At 64.2% G+C, this 22176-nt stretch carries 20 protein-coding genes; 11 read left to right on the plus strand and 9 right to left on the minus strand.

Annotation, left to right across the window (positions count from 1 at the left end; all coding sequences use genetic code 11):
• Window positions 1-99 precede the first annotated feature (99 nt).
• Window positions 100-1227 (plus strand): site-2 protease family protein, encoded by a 1128-nt coding sequence (locus ACMGFL_RS00920; RefSeq protein ID WP_436933647.1) that lies wholly within the window; start codon window positions 100-102, stop codon window positions 1225-1227.
• A 27-nt stretch (window positions 1228-1254) separates the two neighbouring features.
• Here the strand turns inward: ACMGFL_RS00920 and ACMGFL_RS00925 are convergent, their stop codons facing one another.
• Window positions 1255-2262 (minus strand): AAA family ATPase, encoded by a 1008-nt coding sequence (locus tag ACMGFL_RS00925; RefSeq protein WP_436933648.1) that lies wholly within the window; start codon window positions 2260-2262, stop codon window positions 1255-1257.
• 112 nt (window positions 2263-2374) lie between these two features.
• Here ACMGFL_RS00925 and gcvPA point away from each other — a divergent pair, with 112 nt between their 5' ends.
• Genes gcvPA through ACMGFL_RS00940 form a run of 3 tightly spaced genes read left to right on the plus strand, consistent with a single transcriptional unit; the run spans window position 2375 to window position 8674 of the window.
• Window positions 2375-3703, plus strand: coding sequence for an aminomethyl-transferring glycine dehydrogenase subunit GcvPA (gene gcvPA, locus ACMGFL_RS00930; RefSeq protein WP_436933649.1), 1329 nt, complete (start codon window positions 2375-2377; stop codon window positions 3701-3703).
• Window positions 3703-5118, plus strand: coding sequence for an aminomethyl-transferring glycine dehydrogenase subunit GcvPB (gene gcvPB, locus ACMGFL_RS00935; RefSeq protein WP_436933650.1), 1416 nt, complete (start codon window positions 3703-3705; stop codon window positions 5116-5118). Before gcvPA ends, gcvPB begins: the two co-directional genes overlap by 1 nt.
• A gap of 43 nt (window positions 5119-5161) precedes the next feature.
• Entirely contained in the window at window positions 5162-8674 is a 3513-nt protein-coding gene (locus ACMGFL_RS00940) for a PAS domain S-box protein (RefSeq protein WP_436933651.1), read from the plus strand.
• Between the two features lie 48 nt (window positions 8675-8722).
• Here ACMGFL_RS00940 and ACMGFL_RS00945 read toward each other — a convergent pair whose 3' ends face one another.
• From ACMGFL_RS00945 to ACMGFL_RS00960, 4 genes are all read right to left on the minus strand, one after another.
• The gene (locus ACMGFL_RS00945) at window positions 8723-9499 is read right to left on the minus strand and encodes a DUF4386 domain-containing protein (protein ID WP_436933652.1); all 777 of its coding nucleotides are present in this window, start codon (window positions 9497-9499) and stop codon (window positions 8723-8725) included.
• Between the two features lie 136 nt (window positions 9500-9635).
• Complete coding sequence (locus ACMGFL_RS00950; protein WP_436933653.1) at window positions 9636-10262, minus strand: universal stress protein; 627 nt, start codon at window positions 10260-10262, stop codon at window positions 9636-9638.
• Window positions 10263-10333: 71 nt separating this feature from the next.
• A complete protein-coding gene (locus ACMGFL_RS00955; RefSeq protein WP_436933654.1) occupies window positions 10334-10705 on the minus strand; it encodes a response regulator in 372 nt (123 codons plus the stop codon).
• Window positions 10706-10707: 2 nt separating this feature from the next.
• On the minus strand, window positions 10708-10872 hold the full coding sequence (locus tag ACMGFL_RS00960; RefSeq protein ID WP_436933655.1) for a DUF7838 family putative zinc beta-ribbon protein: 165 nt from the start codon (window positions 10870-10872) through the stop codon (window positions 10708-10710).
• A 110-nt stretch (window positions 10873-10982) separates the two neighbouring features.
• Between ACMGFL_RS00960 and ACMGFL_RS00965 the strand changes: the two genes are divergently transcribed.
• The 7 genes from ACMGFL_RS00965 (at window position 10983) to ACMGFL_RS00995 (ending at window position 18493) form a co-directional block, all read left to right on the plus strand.
• Window positions 10983-11153 carry a hypothetical protein gene (locus ACMGFL_RS00965; RefSeq protein WP_436933656.1) on the plus strand — a complete coding sequence of 57 codons (171 nt, stop codon included), beginning with the start codon at window positions 10983-10985 and terminating at the stop codon, window positions 11151-11153.
• A gap of 66 nt (window positions 11154-11219) precedes the next feature.
• Window positions 11220-12404 carry a bifunctional sugar-1-phosphate nucleotidylyltransferase/acetyltransferase gene (gene glmU / locus ACMGFL_RS00970; protein WP_436933657.1) on the plus strand — a complete coding sequence of 395 codons (1185 nt, stop codon included), beginning with the start codon at window positions 11220-11222 and terminating at the stop codon, window positions 12402-12404.
• Window positions 12401-12946: a GNAT family N-acetyltransferase gene (locus ACMGFL_RS00975; RefSeq protein ID WP_436933658.1), complete on the plus strand. Its 546-nt coding sequence runs from the start codon at window positions 12401-12403 to the stop codon at window positions 12944-12946. Before glmU ends, ACMGFL_RS00975 begins: the two co-directional genes overlap by 4 nt.
• A 56-nt stretch (window positions 12947-13002) precedes the next feature.
• Window positions 13003-14337: a bifunctional hydroxymethylpyrimidine kinase/phosphomethylpyrimidine kinase gene (gene thiD / locus ACMGFL_RS00980; RefSeq protein WP_436933659.1), complete on the plus strand. Its 1335-nt coding sequence runs from the start codon at window positions 13003-13005 to the stop codon at window positions 14335-14337.
• Window positions 14338-14516: 179 nt separating this feature from the next.
• Window positions 14517-15554 (plus strand): archaellin/type IV pilin N-terminal domain-containing protein, encoded by a 1038-nt coding sequence (locus ACMGFL_RS00985; protein WP_436933660.1) that lies wholly within the window; start codon window positions 14517-14519, stop codon window positions 15552-15554.
• Between the two features lie 104 nt (window positions 15555-15658).
• Window positions 15659-18307, plus strand: a complete 2649-nt coding sequence (gene mutS, locus ACMGFL_RS00990; protein ID WP_436933661.1) for a DNA mismatch repair protein MutS — start codon at window positions 15659-15661, stop codon at window positions 18305-18307.
• Between the two features lie 51 nt (window positions 18308-18358).
• Window positions 18359-18493, plus strand: a complete 135-nt coding sequence (locus ACMGFL_RS00995) for a hypothetical protein (protein ID WP_436933662.1) — start codon at window positions 18359-18361, stop codon at window positions 18491-18493.
• A 159-nt stretch (window positions 18494-18652) separates the two neighbouring features.
• Here the strand turns inward: ACMGFL_RS00995 and ACMGFL_RS01000 are convergent, their stop codons facing one another.
• The 4 genes from ACMGFL_RS01000 to ACMGFL_RS01015 all read right to left on the minus strand — a co-directional run bounded on the left by ACMGFL_RS01000 (window position 18653) and on the right by ACMGFL_RS01015 (window position 22171).
• Window positions 18653-18994, minus strand: a complete 342-nt coding sequence (locus ACMGFL_RS01000; protein ID WP_436933663.1) for a thioredoxin family protein — start codon at window positions 18992-18994, stop codon at window positions 18653-18655.
• A 72-nt stretch (window positions 18995-19066) separates the two neighbouring features.
• The gene (locus tag ACMGFL_RS01005; RefSeq protein WP_436933664.1) at window positions 19067-20107 is read right to left on the minus strand and encodes a deoxyhypusine synthase; all 1041 of its coding nucleotides are present in this window, start codon (window positions 20105-20107) and stop codon (window positions 19067-19069) included.
• Between the two features lie 79 nt (window positions 20108-20186).
• A complete protein-coding gene (locus ACMGFL_RS01010; RefSeq protein WP_436933665.1) occupies window positions 20187-20945 on the minus strand; it encodes a Nif3-like dinuclear metal center hexameric protein in 759 nt (252 codons plus the stop codon).
• A 74-nt stretch (window positions 20946-21019) separates the two neighbouring features.
• Entirely contained in the window at window positions 21020-22171 is a 1152-nt protein-coding gene (locus ACMGFL_RS01015) for a putative sodium/potassium/calcium exchanger (protein WP_436933666.1), read from the minus strand.
• Window positions 22172-22176: the final 5 nt, after the last annotated feature.

The raw sequence follows: 22176 nt of genomic DNA on the forward strand, positions 1-22176 counted from the left end.
TAAAAGGATTTCGATGCGGGGAATCGCAGGATTGTGCCGACGCGCGAACTTTGCTATTTGGTACCAACTACTAAGCCGCAGTACTTCGTTTATTATGATGTGAAAAGCAACTACACGCTCTTTCGAATCTGGGGCATTCCGATCCGAGTGAACATCTCGCTGCTGGTGTTCCTGCCGATTCTCGCGTGGTTGATCGGGAGCGGCACCCAACTTGGGGTCTACACGGACCTCATAAACGCAGTCACACCGGCTTCAGTCGACGAGGTCGCACTCGCCGAACAGGACCGCTGGGTCGTCGGAGTCTCCGCCTCCGTCGGACTCTTTGCGAGCGTGGCCGTCCACGAACTCGGTCACTCGTGGATGGCGATGCGATACGGGATCGGTGTCGAGTCGATCACCCTGTGGATCCTCGGCGGACTCGCCAGTCTCGCGGAGATGCCAAAGGAGTGGAACCGCGAGTTCTGGATCGCTATCGCTGGTCCCGTGACGAGTGTCCTGCTCGGGGCCGTTTCCTTCGCCGCGCTGTATGCCATCCCCTCGGACCTGACGCTCGTCGTGTTCGTGGTCGGCTTTCTCGCGGTGATGAACATCTTTCTCGCCGTGTTCAACATGCTCCCTGCCTTTCCGATGGATGGCGGGCGGATTCTCCGGGCACTGCTCGCTCGCCGTCGCTCCTACGTGAGCGCGACACAGACCGCCGCGCGCATCGGGACCCTCTTTGCGTTCCTGTTTGCCATCCTCGGCGTACTCGCACTCAGCCCGATCATGCTGTTGCTCGCGCTGTTTATCTACGCCGCCGCAACCGGCGAGTCCCGGGCTGTCGTCCTCGGCGAACTGCTCGAAGGGCTTTCGGTCGCCGATATCATCGAACGCGAAGAGCCACTTCCTGCTGGTACCTCCGTCGAGGACGCGCTGGCTCGACTGCTCGGCGCTCGGCGGAGTGATATCGCCGTCGCTGAGAACGGTCAGATCGTCGGAATCGTGACCGCAGAACGGTTGCGCGAGGTCGACCCCAACGCCTACGGGACGACGACCGTCGGTGAGATCGCGACGACGGACGTCCCGCGGATCGATGCCGAGACGAGTGCCTTCGACGGCATGTACGAACTGCTCTCCAGCAGACAGAATGTGGCACTGATCGAGCGTGACGGAGAACCGATCGGTGCTGTCTCGCGGGCCGATTTCGCGTCCGTGCTCGATATCCGCCGCGAGATGCTCTCACTGTGAGTAATCTGAGGCCCGTGTACGACAGCCTCACCCCTCGTCGAGAACGGTGAGCAAGTGCGCGATATGCAGGCGGTCGGTGGTCCCCGTCTGCAGGTCCATGTCGATTTCGCCCGCCGTCCGGACGAGTTCGGCGAGTTCCCGCCCGGAGTAGCGCGACCGGGCGACGTCGAGGACGTCAGCGAGGACTTCGCTCCCGCTGTAGCCCTCGTCGACGAGTAACTCGTCGAGCGTCGACCGGGCGTCGGTAAAGGACCCGGCCTCGGCGTCGGCGATCATCTCCTGAACGCGTTCGTCGACGCCGACCGAGGAGAGCGTCTCGTAGGCCGCCTGCATCGTTATCTCGCCTTCCTGCTCGGCGGTCGTCTGCGCGCTCAGGATCGCTCGCCGGAGGTCACCGCCCGACGCGCCCGCGACGTATTCCAGCCCGTCGTCCTCGTACTCGACGCCCTCGGCCTCGACGATGGATTCGAGTACAGTGACGATCTCCGCCCCCGTCGGCGCGCGAACCGGGATCGGATAGCAGCGCGAGCGGATCGGTGCGATGAGCGAGGAGGGTTGACGCGTCGCGATGACGAACTGGGTTGCCTCGTGGTACTGCTCCATCACCCGGCGAAGTGCCTGCTGGAAGTCCTCGCGCATCCCCTCGGCGTTGTCCAGCAGGACGGTCTTGTACTCGCCGCTCATCGGGGCATAGCTTGCGGACTCTTTGAGGACGTGATTGATCAGGTCTGCCTTCGAGGAGTTGCGCCGTCGCTTCGCGTCGATAAAGGACTCGAACCGCGGGTCCTGTGCAATCTCCTTCTTGCTCGAATCGAAGAAGTCCGCGACGTTGATCTCGATGCGGTCGGCGTCGGGATGGGCGTGTGCTTCTCGGGTCAGCGCACGGATCGCAGCGGTCTTGCCGCTTCCCTTCGGTCCGTGCACGACCAGATTCATCGGCTCTTCGAGCGCCCGCCTGAGGTTCTCTCGAACCTCCGACTGCGGGAGGTCGTCGATATCCGGCGAGTGTCGTTCGGTCCACAGCGGCCCGTCCATCACATCGTCGTTGGTGGCCACTGGCTACAAAGGTTTCCTCTCGGAGCGCCCGCTCGGTTCGACACCGCCGGGAACCGAAAACATTCCTTGCTCGCTTCCAAATGGGGGTGTAATGGTCGAGGACACCGGAAGCCCGTACGCACCCCACACCGAATCGGAGACGGCCGCGATGCTCGATGCTGTCGGTGCCGACACCGAAGCCGACCTGTTCGATATCCCCCCATCCGTGCAGTTCGACGGTGACGTTGGAATCGACCCGGCGAGCGAACAAGCGGTGACCCGAGAGATGACGACCCTGCTCGAACGAAACGACGACCTCGTCGAATTTCTCGGTCGCGGTCACTACGACCACTTCGTCCCCTCGCTGGTGGACCACCTCGCCGACCGCCAGGAGTTTCTCACCTCCTACACGCAGTATCAACCCGAGATTGCGCAGGGATTCTTGCAGGCACTCTTCGAGTACCAGTCACTGCTGGTCGAACTCACCGGACTCGGCGTGGCCAACTGCTCGATGTACGACGCTGCGACGGCCCTTGGCGAGGCCGCGACGCTCGCGGACCGCGTTCGGTCGACGACCGGCGCGACGGTTCTCGTCCCGGCGCACCTGCGTGCAGGCAAGCGCCGCGTCCTGGAAAACTACGTCGACGGCCCCGGACTCTCCATCGACTCGTATCCGATGGACGACGGCGCGGTCGATATCGACGCGCTCGCCGACCGAATGGACGACGACGTGTTGCTCGTCTACGCCGAGAACCCAACCGTTCGGGGCGTCATCGAGGAGTCGCTGTCTGCGATCGGAGACCTGACTGACGACCACGACGCGCTGTTCTGTCTGGGCTCGGACCCGGTCGCGCTCTCCGTCCTCGAAACGCCCGCGTCGGTCGGCGCGGACGTCGTCATCGGCGAGGCCGGAACGCTCGGACTCGGGACGGCCTACGGGATGGGACTCGGTCTGTTTGTCACCCGCGAGGACTTTCTCCGGCAGGTTCCCGGCCGACTGGTCGGGGCGAGTACCGACGCGACGGAGCGGCGGGCCTACACGCTCACGCTCCAGACCCGCGAACAGCACATCCGCCGGGAGCGAGCCACCTCGAACATCTGTACGAATCAGGCGTGGCTCGCGCTTCGGGCGGCGATCCACGCTTCGCTCCTCGGTCCACAAGGACTCGTCGACACCGCAACTGACTGCATCGAACTGGCGCGCGAGACTGCAGACCGGATCGACAGCATTTCCGGAATCCGCGCTCCCGTGCACGACCGACACCACTTCCGGGAGTTCGTCGCACACACCGACCAGCCCGCGCCAGCCCTCGCGACAGAAGCCGCGACGGAAGGATACGCAGTCCACGCCGTCGACGAACATCTGCTGCAGGTGTGTGTCACCGAGACCAACGAGACGGCTGTCGACGGACTCGTTGCCGCACTCTCGGGGGTGGCTTGATGAACTACGACCAGGCCCGGTTCAGCGACGACGACGGTTACGAACCCCTGCTCGCGGAGAAAGACCAGACCGAAGTCGACGTGGAGGCGCCGCTTCCCGACGAGTTGACGCGTGACTCGCTCGAACTGCCGGACCTGAGCGAACCGGAGGTGGCTCGTCACTACACGCGACTGTCACAGATGAACTACGGCGTCGAGACTGGCCCGTTCCCGCTGGGGTCGTGTACGATGAAGTACAACCCCTCCTTCACCGAGGATCTGGCCGCGCTATCAGCCGCACAGGTCCACCCCGACCGCTCCGACAGATCCATTCAGGGGACACTCGGCCTGTACGCCCGACTCGCGGAGTATCTCGGCGAGATCGGTGGCATGGACGGCGTCACCATGCAGCCACCCGCTGGCGCGGCGGGGGAGCTGACCGGCGTGCTCATCGCGAAGGCCTACCACGAGGACCGCGGCGACGACCGCTCGGAAATCGTCGTCCCCGACAGCGCCCACGGGACGAACTTCGCCAGCGCGGCGATGGCTGGCTTCGACGTGGTGGAACTGCCAAGCGGCGAGGACGGCCGCGTCGACCTCGATGCGCTCGAAGCCGCCATCGGCCCGGAGACTGCGGCGCTCATGTTGACGAACCCCAACACGCTCGGTCTCTTCGAGCGCGATATCGAAGATATTGCCGATATGGTCCACGACGCTGGCGGCCTGCTGTACTACGACGGCGCGAACCTCAACGCCCTGCTCGGCCGCGCCCGGCCGGGCGACATGGGCTTCGACGTGATGCACTACAACGTCCACAAGACCTTCGCGACACCACACGGCGGCGGCGGTCCCGGCGCGGGGCCGGTCGGCGTCGTCGAGGAACTCACCGACTTCCTGCCAGCGCCGAGCGTCCGTGCGACCGAAACCGGCTACGAACTGTTCGAACCCGACAAGACCACCGGCAAGGTCCACGGCTTCTGCGGCAACTGGCTGGTACTCGTCAAGGCCTGCGCGTACATCCGCAGACTCGGAGATGAAGGACTCACGGACACGAGCGCGAAGGCAGTGCTCAACGCCAACTATCTGGCCGAACAGGTCGACTACGAGATTCCATTCGGCCCTTTCCATCACGAGTTCGTCGCGAGCGCTGGCGACCAGGACGCCGCGGACGTGGCAAAGCGGATGCTCGACTACGGCGTCCACCCGCCGACGACGAAGTGGCCCGAAATCGTCTCCGAGGCGCTGATGACCGAACCCACGGAGGTCGAAAGCCGACGGACACTCGACCTGCTCGCAAACGCATTCAACGAAGTCGCACGCGAGGACGAGGCGACGATTGCGAACGCACCGGACCGAACCGCAGCGCGCCGCATCGACCAGGTCGAGGCCGCGCGGAACCCACACCTCTCCTGGCAGACGCTGGAGGAGGAGCGGTAACAACGCCTTTGTACTCGGGGACCAATCCACTCATACAATCTCGATGAGTGTCTCGGTGCTACACGCCCGGTCTGCGGACGATTCTCTTGCATTCACCGACCGAGCAGCTATCGAACCTGTGGTCAGGGACGCACACACTGTGTCCGAGGCACTCGACGTGGTCACACACCAGCGAGTCGACTGCGTGCTCACCGAGCAGGAACTCGATTCGGGGACGGGGCTGGAGTTACTGGAGCGACTGCGCGGCACCGACACCGACCTACCGATCGTGTTGCGGACGGCCGAACCGGACGGGCAGATTGCGAGCGAGGCAACTCGCCACGACGTGACCGCGTATCACGTTCGGAGTAGCGAGGAACCCGTCGAGGATCGGATTGCGTCGATACTCACCGAGGCCCACCGGTCAGGCAAGGCATCCGACGACTGGATCACGACGGTGGAGGACGAGACGGTCGACGTGACGGGCCAGCAGCGAGTCGACGGCGGCGCGGTGACCCACGAGACGCCGTTCGTCCGGATCGCAGAGACGATCAACGACGCCGTCGTGACCATCGACACCGACAGCGAGATCCAGTTCGCGAACGACGGGCTCGCAGAACTGACGGGATACGACCGCGACGAACTGGTCGGCGAGTCGTTCACGATGGTGATGCCCGAACGGTTTCGCGAGGCACACCACGCAGGCGTCGAGCGGTATCTGGAGACGGGGGAACGAAACGTCAATTGGGAGTACATCGAACTCGCCATCGAGCACAGAGACGGAACCGAGATCCCGGTCGCAGTCTCGTTCAGCGACTTCGAGCGCGAGGGCGAGCGCTTTTTCACCGGACTGATCAGGGACATCAGCGGGCGCAAGTCTCAGGCCCGGTCGCTCAGGCAACTCCACGAGGTCGCATCCGACCGGTCGCTGTCGAGCATGGAGAAGATTCGGCGCGTCATCGACGACCACCGCGAACGACTGGGCGTCTCCTTTGGCTTTCTGAGCCTGATCGAAGAGGGAGAGGAGACGCTCGTCGTCACGACTGGGGACAACGAACTCACCGAGGCAGGCATGAGCGCGCCGCTCGACCAGACCTACTGCCAGTACACCATCGAGCAGGACGAACCGCTCATCATCGGGAATATCGACGACGACGACGTCGTTCCGGACGACATTTACGAACTCTGGGGGATGTCGTGTTATCTCGGCGAGACGGTGACTGTCGAGGGCGAACAGTACGGGACCCTCTGTTTCGCAGACGAGGCAGCGACCGATCAGGAGTTCGACGACGCCGACATCGCCTTTCTGGAGGTGCTCGCGGACTGGGTGGGCTACGAACTCACGAAACAGCGCCAGCGTGACCGCCTCCGCGAGGAGCGCGAACGCGTCGAGCACATCCTCGAACGAATCGAGGACGCCTTCTTTGCGGTCGACGATGACTGGGAGTTCACCTACTTCAACCGCCGCGCCGAGGAGGTGCTCGGAAAGCCAAGCGAGGACGTGATCGGCGAGAACGTCTGGGAGCAGTTCCCAGAGGCAGTCGATTCGACGTTCGAGACGCAGTATCGTCAGGCGATGGAGACGCAGGAGCCGGTCACCTTCGAGGAGTACTATCCGCCACTGGAGAAGTGGTTTCAGGTCAGCGCCTACCCGTCCGAGGATGGACTCTCGGTGTATTTCAGCGACGTGACCGAACGGTACGAGTACACCCGGGCGCTCTCGGCGATGCACGAGCACACGCAGGAACTCGCCCGCGTGCAGTCCGTCGAGGACGTTGCACGCGTCGTGCTCGACGCGACGATGGAGGTGCTCGGCTACGACCTCTGTGCAGTTCGCTATCACGACGACGGCCAACTCGTCCCGCTTGCGGTGTCTGACCCGACCACAGAGACGGCGGGAACGCGAGCGACCCACGATGTCAGCGGCTGGGGGCCGGGAGAGGCGTATCGAACGGGCGAAACGGTCCTCGTCGAGCAGCCATCCGAGCGGGCAGAGACCGCGGATGACGGCCCAGACCCAGCGACCTTCGAGTCGATGGCGGCCACGATGTACATCCCGATAGCGGACTTTGGCGTGTTGAGCGTCGGGACGGCCGACACGGCGTTCGACGACACCGACCGGTCGCTCGCGGAGGTGCTCGCCTCTCACGCCGCACTCGCCTTCGAGCGCGTCGAGCGCGAGCAGGAACTCCGGATCAACGAGACCGTTCTCGAAACGGTTCAGGGGATGGTGTACGCGCTCGACAGTGACCGGCAGTTCGAGGTCGTCACGGACCCGCTCGCGGAGTGGGTCGGCTCCGACCGCGACACGCTGCTCGCGAGCGATCCGGCGCGAATCTTCCCGGAGGATGAGTACAGCCGATTCGAGCGGGTGACACAGGACCTCCTGTCGAACGAGCAGGCGAGCACGACGCTCGAGACGGAACTGCAGACGGCGGACGGACGCACGCGCCCGGTGGAAATCGAGATTTCGGTCCCGCCCGAGAACAGTTCCTTCGAGGGAACTATCGGTGTCGTCCGGGACCTGACGGCGCTTCGGGAGACGCGACGACAACTCGAAGTCGAGCGCGACCGGTTCTCGTATCTGTTCAACAACCTCCCTGACGCCATCTCGGACGCTCGGTTCGAGGACGCCGAACCGATCGTTCAGTCGGTGAACGACGCCTTCGAGGACATCTTCGGCTACGACGAACAGACGCTCGTCGGCAACTCACTCAACGACTACATCCTCCCCGAGGACGAACGCGACCACGGTCGACGAATCGACGAGATAACCACGGAGGGGACGGTCTGGCAGGGCGAAATCGAGCGATTGACCGTCGACGGGATTCGTCACTTCCTGTTTCGCGGCGTTCCCTATCAGACGCCGGACGGCGACGACCACGGCTTCGGAATCTACACGGATATCACGGAACGAAAGCGCCGTGAGCAACGCCTCCAGGTGTTGAATCGGGTGCTCAGGCACAACCTCAGAAACGAGTTGACGGTCCTGCTCGGGCACGCAGAGCAGTTGCGCGAGCAGAGCACCGACGAGGCGCTCGTCGAGACCGCCGAGTCGCTCTGTGAGCGGATCCACGGCCTCTCAGCGATGAGCGAGCAGGCGCGGATGGTGCAGGAGATACTGAAAAACGAGGGCGGACCGACAGAGCCGATGGCACTCCGTGAGTTCGTCGAATCCGTCCGCGAGGAGTATGTCCCGGACGGTTCGGATGCGACAGTCGAAATCGCAATCGACGACGCGTTCGAGTGTCGCGGGGACAACCGCCTGCGACTCGCCATCGGTGAACTGGTCGAGAACGCAGTCGACCACGCCGGGATGGCACCACACGTGCGCGTCGGTGCAGAGGCAGACGGGGCGGATCTTCTGATCGCCGTCGAAGACGACGGGCCGGGATTGCCCGACCTCGAATGGGCGGTTATCAGCGGCACGACCGAGATCACACAGCTCTCTCACGGGAGCGGACTCGGACTGTGGACGGCCCGCTGGGTCACTGAGGCATACGGCGGCAGTATCGAGCGCGTCGAGACGGACCTCGGGGGTGCGGGGATCCGGCTTCGGTTGCCCGGACTGGCCTGACCGATACACACAGCGCGAATTGGTCACATGCTGAGACGAGGGACCGATTCAGTCTGCCGCGGATATCCTCTCTCCGTCTAGATTGACACGGCGCCCGTAGATGAACAACCAGAAGATCAGCAGAATTTCGCCCAGAAAGGTGAATACGGCGACCTCGAACAAGTAATCAGCGACGAGTACTCGGCCGAAACTATCGATCATATAGCCCGCTCCGGCAATCGCCAAAAGGACGCCAAGCACCTTCGGAATATACCCGGATTTGTACGACGGGATCGCGCCTGATCGGTACACAAGATATCCCAGTATCACCAGGTGGACACCAACCAGAATCAGTGCTGCGTCCCAAATGTCGTAGAAGGCGTCGATTTCGAGTAGCGCCTGAGCGTAGTGCTGATCCGTGCTGAACGCCGAGTCGGCGGTGTTCAATATCGAAAGCGCGCCCACGAGGTGACTAATTGCAACCATGAACACTCCGGCGAAGACGACTCGACTCCAGGCCATGAGCAACGCGATACTACTGTTCACTGGTCTGAAAACTGTGTACAACGCCCATGCGACGATCAAATCGAGCACAGCGACTACGAAAAGACTGGCAGTGGCCAGGCGGAACGTCCCCTCCGTATCCAGAATCTCGGTCGCTGTTTGTGCGGCGTTACCTGGTGTAACAAGCGACTCTAATACGGCAAAATTGGCAAACACGGCCAGTGGCGTCATCACCAGTAGCGCGATCCCTGCAGTCAAACTCCCTCGTCGTACTGACTGATTCACGGTCTCAACGCTGTCTGTACTGTGCCCTTCAGACGCCCTGGCCGTCTCCTTTGCCATACGCCTTTCTCACACCTATGAAAGATAAGCATACCTTCTGGATGGTAATAATTTACTTATTGGGAAGTCCGACCCGATGAGACACGTACTGAGCGCGATTTACCTGCACTCTCTCCATTCTGCCGATCCGACAGTATCAGTCCGACCGGTCGATGACGCTCGCTCGCTGTGTTACGGGGTCGACGTAGACGAGCAGCGACCGGTCGCCGCCCTCGGCTTCGACCACCCAGACGTTTCGCTGTCGGTCGGCGGCGGTCGCGGTCGCGTCGATCTGCTTGTCGTCGAGCGTCGCCTGCGCGATCTCTGTGGCCTGCCCTTCGGTCTCGACGGTGACGTCCGTCCCGGGAAGCCTGACGGTCAGAACGGGACAGGGCGACTGTCGGACGACCCGCTCTGCGACACTACCGATGAGGCGGCGCTCGACGCCCGACCGCCCGTGGGTACCGAGCACGATGACGTCCGCGTCGATGTCGCCTGCGTATTCGACGATGGTCGTCGCCGGGTCGCCTGTTTCGAGGGCCGTCTCGACTGGTACGTCGTGTGCTGTGACCATGCGCTCGACACGCTCGACCGCCTGTTCGCCGCGGCGGTCCAGTTCGTCGTCAGCGCCGGTGAACTCGCCAAGTCGCGTCCGGAAGTCTTCGTCGACGACGTGGAGTACGTGGATGGTTGCCCCGTACTGGCGAGCGAGATCAATTGCTTGCAGGGCGACGTGTGCTGTGCCGACGCTCCCGTCTGTTGGGAAGAGGATCTTCTCGTACATGACTGAACGTTTCCCGCCTGTCGGTTAAATACACACGGCTAGAATATCGTGGTCTTTTTCAGGTGCATCGTCTAGGCGGCCTGCTCGATGCGCTCTGCGAGTTCGGTGTAATGGTCGGTTCCCGCCCCCTTCTTGACGAACCCGGTCACGTCGGCAGAGCGGATCCGGTCGGTCGTGTCCCCGTCGGAGGCAGCGCTAAAGACGAAAAACGGGATCTCGTGTCCCTGGTCGCGGATGGCCTCGAACAGTTCGATACCGTCCATCTCCGGCATCCGGAGGTCGCTGACGATGCAGTCAAAGTCGCCCGCTCGGTCGAGTGCGCCAGCGGCCGTCTGTTCAGTCTCGACTGTGATCCGGTCGCCCTCGCGTTCGAGAAACGTCGCTGTCAGCTCCAGCACGTCAACATCTTCGTCGACGACGAGTACGCGGATCGAATCAGCCATGTTCAGGCGGTGCTCGTATCCACGGCGCCGTTGATCCGGACGAACCCGTAGTCACACTCCGTGCAGTTCCACTTGACCTTCTCACCGAGATGAACCTGCGTGCTGGCCGCCCGGTAGAACGTATCGGCCCCGCACTCCGGACATTCCATTACCAGTTCCAGTCCCATACGAACGGGTAGCGACCGGGGGTAGTTAAGCGGTCTGGTACCGGTCTGTCGACCGCACGAGATACGCTCCTCGACGGGAGTATTTTGGTGAATGGGCACGAACTGTGTGTATGGGCTGGCAGCACACGCGCTGTAACAACTGTGGCTACCGCGTCCGATGGAACCCGGAGACGCGCGAGGGGCCGACGGTCTTCTTCGAGGAGGGGTGCTGTCCGAGCTGTGGACGGTCCTTCGAGGACCGAGCGCCAGTCTCCGCTCGCCGCGGCAAGAAGCGCCGATGAGCGATCCGCCGGGTCGGCGTGCCCGCAGTCGGTAGTCATTAGTCGACGCCGATGTATCTCGCATCTATGCAGACAGTCATTCTCGCCGCTGGCGAGGGAACGCGCATGCGGCCGCTGACCGAACGGCGGCCCAAGCCGTTGCTCCCCGTCGCCGACCGGCCGCTCGTGGCCCACGTTGCCGACAGCGCTGTCGACGCTGGCGCGACGGAACTGGTGCTCGTCGTCGGCTACGAATCGGAGGCCCTCCGCGAGTACTTCGGTGACGAGTACCGCGAGGTGTCGGTTACCTACGCCGTCCAGGAGGAACAGCGCGGCACCGCCGACGCAGTCCGGGCGGCCCGTGAGCATCTCGACGGCCAGTTTATTGTCCTGAACGGCGACAACCTCTACGACCCGGCCGACATCGCCACGCTGTTCGACGGCGGGCCAGCCATCGCCGCTATGCGCGTCGACGATCCGACCAACTACGGGGTGCTCTCGACGGAAGGGGGTCGCGTGACGGGCATCGTCGAAAAGCCCGCCGACCCGCCGTCCTCGCTCGCGAACGCTGGCGTCTACGTCTTCCCCGAGCAGGCCTGTGAGTGGCTCGACGTGGACCCCTCCGAGCGCGGCGAGTACGAACTGACAGACGTGGTCGCACGCGTCATTCGGGAGTACGACGTGCGGGCGGTCGAACTCGACCGCTGGCTCGACGTCGGCCGTCCGTGGGAACTGCTCGAAGCGAACGAGTGGAAACTCGGCGCGCTCGACCGGGACCTGCGCGGGACAGTTGCCGAGGGCGCGACCGTTCGTGGCGACGTCGTGGTCGAGGCGGGCGCGACGGTCGAACCCGGCGTCGTCATCGAGGGACCAACCCTCGTCCGCTCGGGTGCGACCGTTGGCCCGAACGCGTACGTTCGCGGTCACACGCTGTTGGGCGAGCAGACACACGTTGGCAACGCAGTCGAGGTGAAAAACACCGTGCTGATGGCGGGCAGCGCTGTCCCACATCAGTCCTACGTGGGCGACAGCGTCATCGGACGGTCGGTCAACTTCGGGGCCGGAACCACAGTGGCGAACCTGCGACACGACGACGAGACCGTCCGGTGTACCGTCAAGGGCGAGCGCGTTTCGACCGACCGACGGAAGTTCGGCGTCGTCGTCGGTGACGGCGCGAAGACGGGCATCGACACGACGCTCAACGCGGGCGTCGTCCTCGGAACCGACGCCAGAACGACGCCCAACGAGACGGTCGTCCGCGACAAGCGATGACCGGCGACACCAACCTTCACATCCGCGAGTACGACCCACGAGACACCGAGGCGCTCGTTCACCTCCACAAGTGGGCGATGCGGGAGGCGGGAACCGACCCCGCGGACATTCCGGACACAGACGACCTGCGGAATATCGAGGGCGTGTACGTCGACAGTGGCGGGACGTTTCTGGTCGGCGTCGACCCGAGCGCAGCGAGCGTGGCGGACGAACGATCGGAGACGTTCGACGGGTCGGTCGTCGCGATGGGTGGGATGGTGCCGAGCGAGGCGAGTCACAGCGACGAACGAACGGCCCCGGACGCAGCGGCGCTGCACCGGATGCGTGTCGCCCCGCCCGCGCAAGGTGAGGGATACGGACGGCAGATCCTCGACCGACTCGAAGCGACTGCCAGTACGCGTGGCTTCGAGCGCGTGTTCGTGACTACTGCGACGCGTCAGACTCGGGCGGTCGCGTTCTATCGCACCGCAGGCTACGTCGCGGTCGGGACATCGACCGAAGCCGACTACGAACTCCGTCACTTCGAGAAGCGACTGGAGTGATCGGACGACTGTGCGATCCCGCTACGGCTTTGTATCGCCGGGTTGTACCACCGGATATGACTCGCAGGGAAGCGCCAGTTTCGCCTCCGGTCGTGCTGACCATCGCTGGCAGCGACTCGGGCGGCGGAGCGGGCATTCAGGCTGATCTCAAGACTATCGAGGCCGGTGGTGCGTTCGGAACGAGCGCGATCACGAGCGCCACCGCCCAGCACACGCAGGGCGTCGAGAGCACGCACGTCCTCCCCATCGACGAAGTCGAGGCACAGTGTCAGGCAGTCCTCGGTGATTTCGACGTGGCGGCGGTCAAGACGGGGATGCTCGCCACGACGGAGGTGGTCGAACTCGTCACGGAGACGCTCCGGGAGGCGGATCTGCCAGCGGTCGTCGACCCCGTGATGGTCGCGGCCTCAGGCGACCGGTTGCTCGACCCCGACGCGGAGGCGGCCTACGAGGACCTGGCCACCGAGGCGACGCTGGTGACGCCAAACGCCGACGAAGCAGAAGTGCTCACCGGCATCGACGTCACCGACACCGAACAGGCACAGCGCGCTGGCGAGGCCCTCGTCGAGATGGGTGTCGACGGCGCTTTAGTCAAGGGCGGGCACGTCCCCGGCGAGGACGTCGTCGACGTGCTCGTCACCGACGACGTCGTCGAGACGGTCAGACACCCGCGCGTCGAGACTGACGCGACCCACGGGTCTGGCTGTACGCTGTCGGCCGCAATCGCGACACGACTCGCGTACGGCGACGACCTGCCCGTCGCGGTCCGGGCGGGTATCGACCTGCTCGCTCGCGCGGTTCGCTATCACCTCGACGTGGGCGAGGGTCCCGGTGCAGTCCACCACATGGTCGCAGTCCGGGACCGCGCGGAACGACAGCCAACCGCCGAGCGCGTCCGCGACATCGTCGATGAGTTCGTCGAGCGAGATATCTCCCGACTCGTGCCCGACGTGGGGACGAACGTCGTCGGCGCGACCCCCTACGCAGAGGTACCCGGCGAATGTGCCGCAGTCGACGGCCATCTCCACCGAACACAGGACGGAGTCCGGGCCTGTGGTGACGTTCGCTTCGGCGGGTCGGACCGTGTCGCACGAACGTTGCTCGCCGCGAGAGAGGTCGACGCCGACTGCCGGTTTGCTGTCAACTGTCGCCTCGACGCGGACATCGAACTCGCCCTGGAGCGTCTGGAGTGGCCGCTCGTCGAGTACGACCAGCCAGCAGACGAGGGGCGGATCGACCAGACGGTGACTGGTGCGCTCACCGAGAGCGGATCCGCACCGGTCGCGCTCGTCGGACGCGACGACGCACGCTCGTCGCTGACGCTCGTCGCCCCCGACGCGGCGATGCTCGTCGAGCGCACGGCGACGCTTCTCGATATCGTCGAGGGCTGACCGTCTCGGAGCCGACCCCGTATGCAGCCCCCGTTCCGTCCCCCGCTGCATACTCAGATCACGATTTGATAGCAGACTGGGCTTCTGCGGAATTGGCCGTATCTCGCTAAATTCGGGCATTCTCACGCTCTGAATTCACTGGTATGTCTTTATTATTATCAGATATGGGTATTAGTGTAATGGTCGAACCACCCCGGTGGAGCGAACGCGGTATCTCACCAGCCGTCGGTGTGGTACTGATGGTCGCGATTGTGCTGCTCCTCGCGGTGGTTCTCGCCGGGATGGTACTCGGCGTCCCGGACAGACTCGACGAGGATATTGGGATCCACGACGAGGACGCATGTCCCGGCTTTCAGCAGACGCAGTTCGACGCGACCGGCGACGACTTTTCCGCGCTCCTCTCCGAACTCCGGGAGAACAACTGCGCCCTGTGGCTCAGAGCGGACGCAGTCGAGACTGAGAGCGGAGCGGTCACCGAGTGGACCGACGAGGGGCCGAACGACTTCCACGCGACACAGCCGGATGCGAGCCATCGACCGGAACTGGTGACGGATTCAGCGCTCGGGCGCGACGTCGTCGAGTTCGACGCGGACCACAGCGGCGTCGACCCGAGCGATTCCGACCCGGACCCTGGAGACACCGACGGTGACTACCTCAGGATCAACCGCGACGTCACCGAGATGGGTGTCGACGGCGATTCGGGGATCGTTATCGTGGCGACGCTGAAGGTGGAAACCTTCTCGCGGGGCGGGGCGTGGACCGTCGGGGAGGCGGGCTCCCCCGGTCAGGAGTTCTCGATGCGAACGTGCAGTTCCTACGCCGTCGACCAGTGCCAGCACCCACCGAGCGATGTCGAGGGGAAGTGGCGCGGCCAGCACTGGGGATCCGCCGACGTGGACTTTAGCTCCGGCTCCGAGAGCAAAGACGAGTGGATCGTGTTGACGCACATGTACAACGGCGAGGAGTTCGTCATCAGAGTCAACGGGCAGGAAGTCGCCCGGTCGCCTGACGAACTGGACCTGTCCTCCAATCGGGACATTCAGGTCGGCCGCTGGGAGCGCGTTCCGTCAGAGGGCGACCCGATGTGGTACTTCGACGGCCGGATGGCAGAACTGACCATCTTCGACCGGAAACTCGCGACCGAGGAGGTCGAGACCGTCGAAGAGTACATGAGCAACAAATTTGATATCGACCTTGACGGACCGATCGATAGTTGAGTCGGCTGTGCCCCGCTCGCGTTCGTGTGTCGGTCTCTCCGGTCGTGTCGACGGTCGCGATGTGACCCACAGCGTTTTAATCACCCACGCACCCACGGATGGGTATGACAGAAGCCGGGGGCATCGTCGGCGAGTTCTTCGACCTGAAAGCCGAGACCGACGCCGACCTGCTGGCGATGCAGTGCGGTGACTTCTACGAGTTTTTCGCAGAGGACGCCGAGCGGGTCGCCGCAGAACTCGACTTGCAGGTCTCCCAGAAGTCCTCGCATGGCTCCTCGTATCCGATGGCCGGCGTTCCGGTCGACGACCTGCAACCCTATTTGACGGCGCTGGTCGAACGCGGCTATCGCGTCGCCGTCGCTGACCAGTACGAGACTGCGGACGGGCACGCCCGCGAGATAACGCGCGTCGTCACGCCCGGAACGCTGCTCGAAACGACCGACGCCGATGCGCAGTATCTCGCGGCGCTCGTCTCGGGAACGGACGGGTACGGCCTCGCCTTCGCGGACGTGACGACCGGGCGATTTCACGCCACCGAGGCCGACTCGCAGGACGAACTGCTGACCGAACTCTACCGGTTCGACCCCGTCGAGGTGCTTCCGGGGCCGGACCTGCGCGCCGAGGAGTCGCTGCTCGACAGACTGCGCGACCGAACCGACGCGACCGTGACGCTTCACTCGGCGGAGGCATTTGCGCCCGGCCGAGCGCGCCACCGCGTCCACGAGCAGTTCGGCGAGGAGACGGCGGCGAGCGTCGGCGCGGGCGAGCAGGCAATCCGTGCGGCGGGGGCGGTCCTCTCCTACGTCGAGGACAGCGGCGTGGGCGTGCTCGAATCGATGACGCGCCTGCAGACACACGACGGGGGCGACCACGTCGAACTCGACGCGACGACCCAGCGCAACCTCGAACTCACCGAGACGATGCACGGCGAGCACAGCGGCAGTCTCCTCTCGACGGTCGACCACACCGTCACGAGCGCAGGCAGACGCCTGCTCGCGGAGTGGCTCCAGCGGCCCCGTCAGTCGACCGCGGAGATCGAACGCCGCCAGTCCGCTGTGGCTGCCCTCGCTGAAGCGGCGATGGCCCGCGAGCAACTCCGTGACCTGCTGGATGGCACCTACGACCTGGAGCGACTCGCCTCGCGTGCTACGTCGGGAAGCGCCGACGCCCGTGACCTCCGGGCGGCCGCGGAGACGCTCGGCGTCGTCTCGGACCTGGTCGAACTGGTCGAGCAGACCGACCGGCTTGCAGACTCGGCGCTCGTGGACGTGCTCGCAGCACCGGATCTGGACGCGGCCGCGGATCTGGCGGTGGAACTCGACCGTGCGCTGGTCGCGGAACCGCCCGGAACGATCACGCAGGGCGGAATCATCGCCCGTGGCTACGACGACGAACTCGACGAACTCGTCGCCGACCACGAGCAGGCGCTCGCGTGGATCGATCGACTGCCGGAGCGTGAGAAGGACAGACACGGAATTACGCATCTCTCGGTCGACCGCAACAAGACCGACGGCTACTACATCCAGGTCGGCAACAGCGAAACCGACGCTGTCCCCGACGAGTACGAGCAGATCAAGTCGCTGAAAAACAGCACACGCTACACCATCCCGGAACTGGAGGAACGCGAACGCGAGATTCTCCGACTCGAAGAGCGCCGCCACGACCTCGAACGACAGCGATTCGAGGCGCTACGCGACCGTGTGGGGGCGCGCGCCGACCTGTTGCAGTCTGTCGGCCGGGCACTCGCAGAGACCGACGTGCTCGCGAGTTTCGCAGCACATGCCGTCGGCAACGACTGGACGCGCCCACAACTGCACGACGGGCAGGCACTTTCTATCGAGGCTGGCCGCCACCCGGTCGTCGAACAGACGACCGATTTCGTCCCGAACGACCTCTTGCTCGACGCAGGTCGGCAGTTTCTGATCGTCACCGGGCCGAACATGAGCGGGAAGTCGACCTACATGCGCCAGGCCGCGCTCATCACGCTGCTCGCGCAGGTCGGCAGCTTCGTCCCCGCCCAGTCCGCTCGCGTCGGGGTCGTCGACGGTATCTACACCCGCGTCGGCGCGCTCGACGAACTCGCTGGCGGGCGGTCGACGTTCATGGTCGAAATGCAGGAACTCTCGAACATCCTCCACTCGGCCAGCGAGCGGTCGCTTGTCATCCTCGACGAGGTGGGCCGAGGGACCGCCACCTACGACGGCATCTCGATAGCGTGGGCCGCCACCGAGTACCTGCACAACACGGTCCGGGCGAAGACGCTATTTGCGACCCACTACCACGAACTGACCGCGCTCGCCGACCACCTCGACCGCGTCGAGAACGTCCACGTGGCAGTCGCCGGTGAACCAGACTCTCCAGCGGATCCCTCTGCGGACGAGGTGACCTTCCTCCGAACCGTCCGGGAGGGTGCGACAGACCGAAGCTACGGCATCCACGTCGCTGACATGGCTGGCGTGCCAGACCCCGTGGTCGACCGCTCCCGGGACGTGCTCGAACGACTCCGCGAGGAGAAAGCCATCGAGGCCAAAGGCGGGAGCGGCGAACCGGTGCAGGCGGTGTTCAATCTCGGTCAGGGCGAGTTCCAGTCGGGAGTCACAGATGGGGAAAACGACGAGGCGGAAGCCGACTCGCTCGACCCGGAGACCAGCGCAGTACTGGACGAACTTGAGGCCATCGACGTGAACGAAACCCCGCCTGTCGAACTGCTCGCCCGCGTCCAACAGTGGCAGGAACAACTCGACACCAGTTGAGTTGCGCTAACCATAATGATTAATAATGTTGAAAACGATTATCGATCCGCGATGTACGAAATCCAGTGTGAAGCGTGCGGGCAGGTCGACTTTCACCCCTCGCGAGTCGCTGCGGAGTCGCGAGCGGAAGGCCACGTCGACGACACCGGCCACCGGGTCGATATCGTCGAGATCAAGACGATCTGAGACTGCCACGGAGACCATGATGAACAAACGACCGACGACAACGGCATCTCGAACCGTGGACGACAGACCTCTCTCTGTAGCTGTATCTGTACGCTGATATGCTCTTTCGGGTGCGTTCGTTCGCCCACCAGCACTCGCTGAGTCGAGTGCGTTCGCGGACTACCGGTCTGCGATCCAGTCGAGCAGATCCGCTGCCGGAATGAACCCCTCGGCGCGCCGCGCGACCGGTTCACCGTCGACAACGAGTACGAACAGCGGAACGCTCTGCACCTCGAATCGGTCGACGAGTGGCGGGTCGTCGCGCGGGTTGATCGTTGCGACAGCGGCGTCCGTCTCGCGCGCGACGGTGCCCAGAACTGGCTCCATGCTCTGACAGATGCCACACCCCTCGGTGTAGAACTCGACGAGTGCGACGCTGTGCTCGGCCACGAAGTCGTCGAGTTCCTCCTCGGTCTGGAGGGACACGGGTCGGTTCGCCTCGGTCAGTGATCCGTCGCTCATGCCAGTAGTACGGTCTATACGTAATTAACTCGACCGGTGGCTGTCGCTGGGTTCGGGACTGCTACGAGGCCTTCACTCGGCGAGTGCGTCCCGAGCGCCAGCGACGACGAGCGGCAGTGTGACCGTCGCGTCGCCGTAGACGGAGATGTTCCGCGCGCTCGGTTCGAGTTTACCCCACGAGCGCGCCTCGTCCAGCGTCGCGCCCGAGAGACCGCCAGTCCGGGGCGGATCCATCGTCAACTGGACGCCGTAGTCGTAGGCGTCGGGGGCGACGAGCATCGTCTGGAGCACGTAGTTTTTCGGGACGCCGCCGCCGACGACCATCGCGCCCGCTCGCTCGCTCTCGTGGGCCAAGTCGTTGAGCATCGTCATGTCCGCGAGCGCATCCAGCGAGAAGTCCGAGGTCTGACTGTACACCCACGCCTGAATCCCAAGTACTGAGTCCTGCACTGCAGGACAGAAGATGGGAACGTCGTGTTCGTAGGCCGTGGCGGCGATGCCCGGCGCTTCGTCGACGTCATCGCGCTCGTTTCTCTTGCTGTTTGCCTTGCCCAACTGTTCGGTAAAGCGCTGGATCGAGACGGTCCCCTCGTCTGCGAGTTCGGGAAAGACTTCGCTTCTGAGGTGGTTCTCGAAGAGCGCGAAGTGCTCCTGTGGCAGATAGACGTTGTAGATTCGGTCGACGCCCTCATCGCGGAGCTGTTCGTCGTGTTCGCGCTCGGACCGGTCGGGGACCGACTCGCGGCCGTGGTGGTGCTTGCCCCCGATGGCCTCGATGCTGTCGTGGGTGAGGTTCGCCCCTGTCGTCACCAGCACGTCGATGTGGCCATCACGAATGAGATCCGAGACGATCCGACGCATCCCGGCGGGCACCATCGCCCCGGCGAGTCCGAAGAAGTTCCGCACGTCCTCGCCAGCGAGCATCTCGGCGTAGATGTCGACTGCCTCGTGGATCGTCTGTGCGCCGATGCCTGCCTTCGCATACTCCTCGACGAGTTCGGCGACGCTCATCCCGGCGGTGATAGTCGCGTGGCCGACCGGGTCGTGGCTGAACTCCTCGCGCCCCGCCTCGGAGTCGTTGTCCCCCGAAGGCTCGGTGTGGTCGTCAGTCATGCGCGGGTGTTCGCTACCGGCAGGTTTCAACGGTGCGGTTCCGCGATGAGCGCGAATCCAGCCGATCAGTCAGACGCGCTCACAGCCCGGTCGGACAGTCGATGAACGTCGTTTCGAGCCCCCACGAGTCGACGAGTTCCTGCAGCGAGCGAACGCCGAAGGTTTCGGTCGCGTAGTGACCGGCGAGCAGGACGTGGATCCCGGCCTCGCGGGCCTCGTGGTACACCTTCTGTTTGCCCTCGCCAGTGACGAAGGCGTCGACGTCGTGGCGATTTGCCTCTTCGAGCCAGTCGACACCGCTCCCGGTCACGACCGCCACGTCTCGGATCGTCGAGGGGCCGAAATCCAGAACCTGCGGATCGGCATCGAGTTTGCCTCCAAGCTGGTCCGTGAACTCGTCGATGGTGGTCGACTCGGGGAGGACGCCACGCTGGCCGACGTACTCGGGTCCGAGTTCGCCAAATGGTGCGCGGTTGTTCAGGTCGAGCGCGTCTGCGACGCCCGCGGCGTTGCCGTGGGTCTGGTGCCCGTCGAGGGGCAGGTGTGCGGCGTACAGCGCGATGTCGCTGTCGATGAGCGGCGCGATCCGTCGGTACGCGCTGTCGGTCACGCGGTCGAGTCCGCCCCAGGAGATGCCGTGGTGGGTCACGAGCAGGTCGGCGTCGGCCGCGGCCGCGCGGTCGATGGTCTCGACGGCGGCGTCCACTGCGAAGGCGACGGTATCTACCTCCTGGGAGGCCGGGCCGACCTGCAGTCCGTTCTCACTCGCGTCCAGATCCGCGTAGGCGTCGGTGTCGAGTCGCTCGTCGAGTTTGTCACAGAGGGTCTGACACTGCATACCGTCGCTTCACCCCGAGCGCCCGTATGTGTTTCCTCGTGACTCGCGATTACAGCGGAAGACAGTTCACGGGTTCACGACGGGCGACGCAGTTGCCCACCCTCCTCGCGCAGCAGGTCGCGGTCGATCGCCAGATCGATGACTGCGGCACAGTCCGACTCAGCGAGACCGTAGGCGTTGGCCGCGACCGTCTCTATCTCGGCCCGGTCGACCGGGAACTCCCGATTCTGGAGCAGTCGCATCACCTTGTTGTATTCGAGTGCGGAGATGGTGACACGCGATGCGTCTGATGACTCCTCGTCTGCTGGCTCCGTTTCGCTTTCCGAACCTGTCGAATCGTGCGCGGCGGTGTCCGAACCAGTAGCTGTCGTCTCATCGGTGCTCTCCGCGCTGTCTCCGGCCGCACCGCCAGCGTCTGCGGATTCACTGTCGGTGTCTGTCGACGCAACATCCGCCGCTTCGTCTGCAGTATCGCTCGCTCCCGAATCGTCGGCTGCGTCCGCCTCGTTGCTCACGTTGGATTCATCGACTGCGTCCATGTCGCTACTCGCCCCGGACTCGTCGATGTCGCCCAGCGGGTCGGAGTCGAGTTCTGCGTCGAGTTGTTCGTCGATGTCGACCGCGCCCGTCGCCAGGTCGTCGGCCTCGCGAACCTCCTGGTCGACTTCGTCGGACGGCTCCGCGTCCGAACTGTCCGTGTCGCCAGACGCATCGGAGCCCTCGAACTCGTCGGGAACGTCGGGTTCCATCTGCGCCTGCAACTCGCTTTCGCGCTCGTCCTCACTGGCCTTCTCATCGGGTTCTCCGAGCACTTCGTCGTCCGTCTCGTTGCTTTCGGATACGTCCTCACGCTCCGAGTCAGCACGTTCAGATTCGTCCTCGGTGTCGGAAGCGTCGCCGTCGCGCGTTCCGGAATCGGTGGGCGCAGATTCATCGGTTTCCACCGCAGACGAACTCTCCGCCGCAGCTTCGGACTGTTGACTGTCACTCTCGTCCTGTTCGGCAGGGTGATCGGGATTCGCGGGTTCCGCGCTGTCGTCCACATCTGTGGCGGCGCCCGTGACACTCGCCACGACGCCCGCAGACGTCGATTCGAGTAGGGTGTCGAGCTTTCGTCGACAGGTCGGACACAGCGTGACCGTCGGTCCGCTGTCGGGGAGTCGGTAGGTTCCGAGTGGTTCCTCGATTGCAACGCCGCAGAAATAACACGAGGACAGATGATCCATACTGG

The organism is Halovenus marina (genome assembly GCF_051414115.1).
In the GTDB taxonomy this organism is placed as follows: Archaea; Halobacteriota; Halobacteria; order Halobacteriales; family Haloarculaceae; genus Halovenus; species Halovenus marina.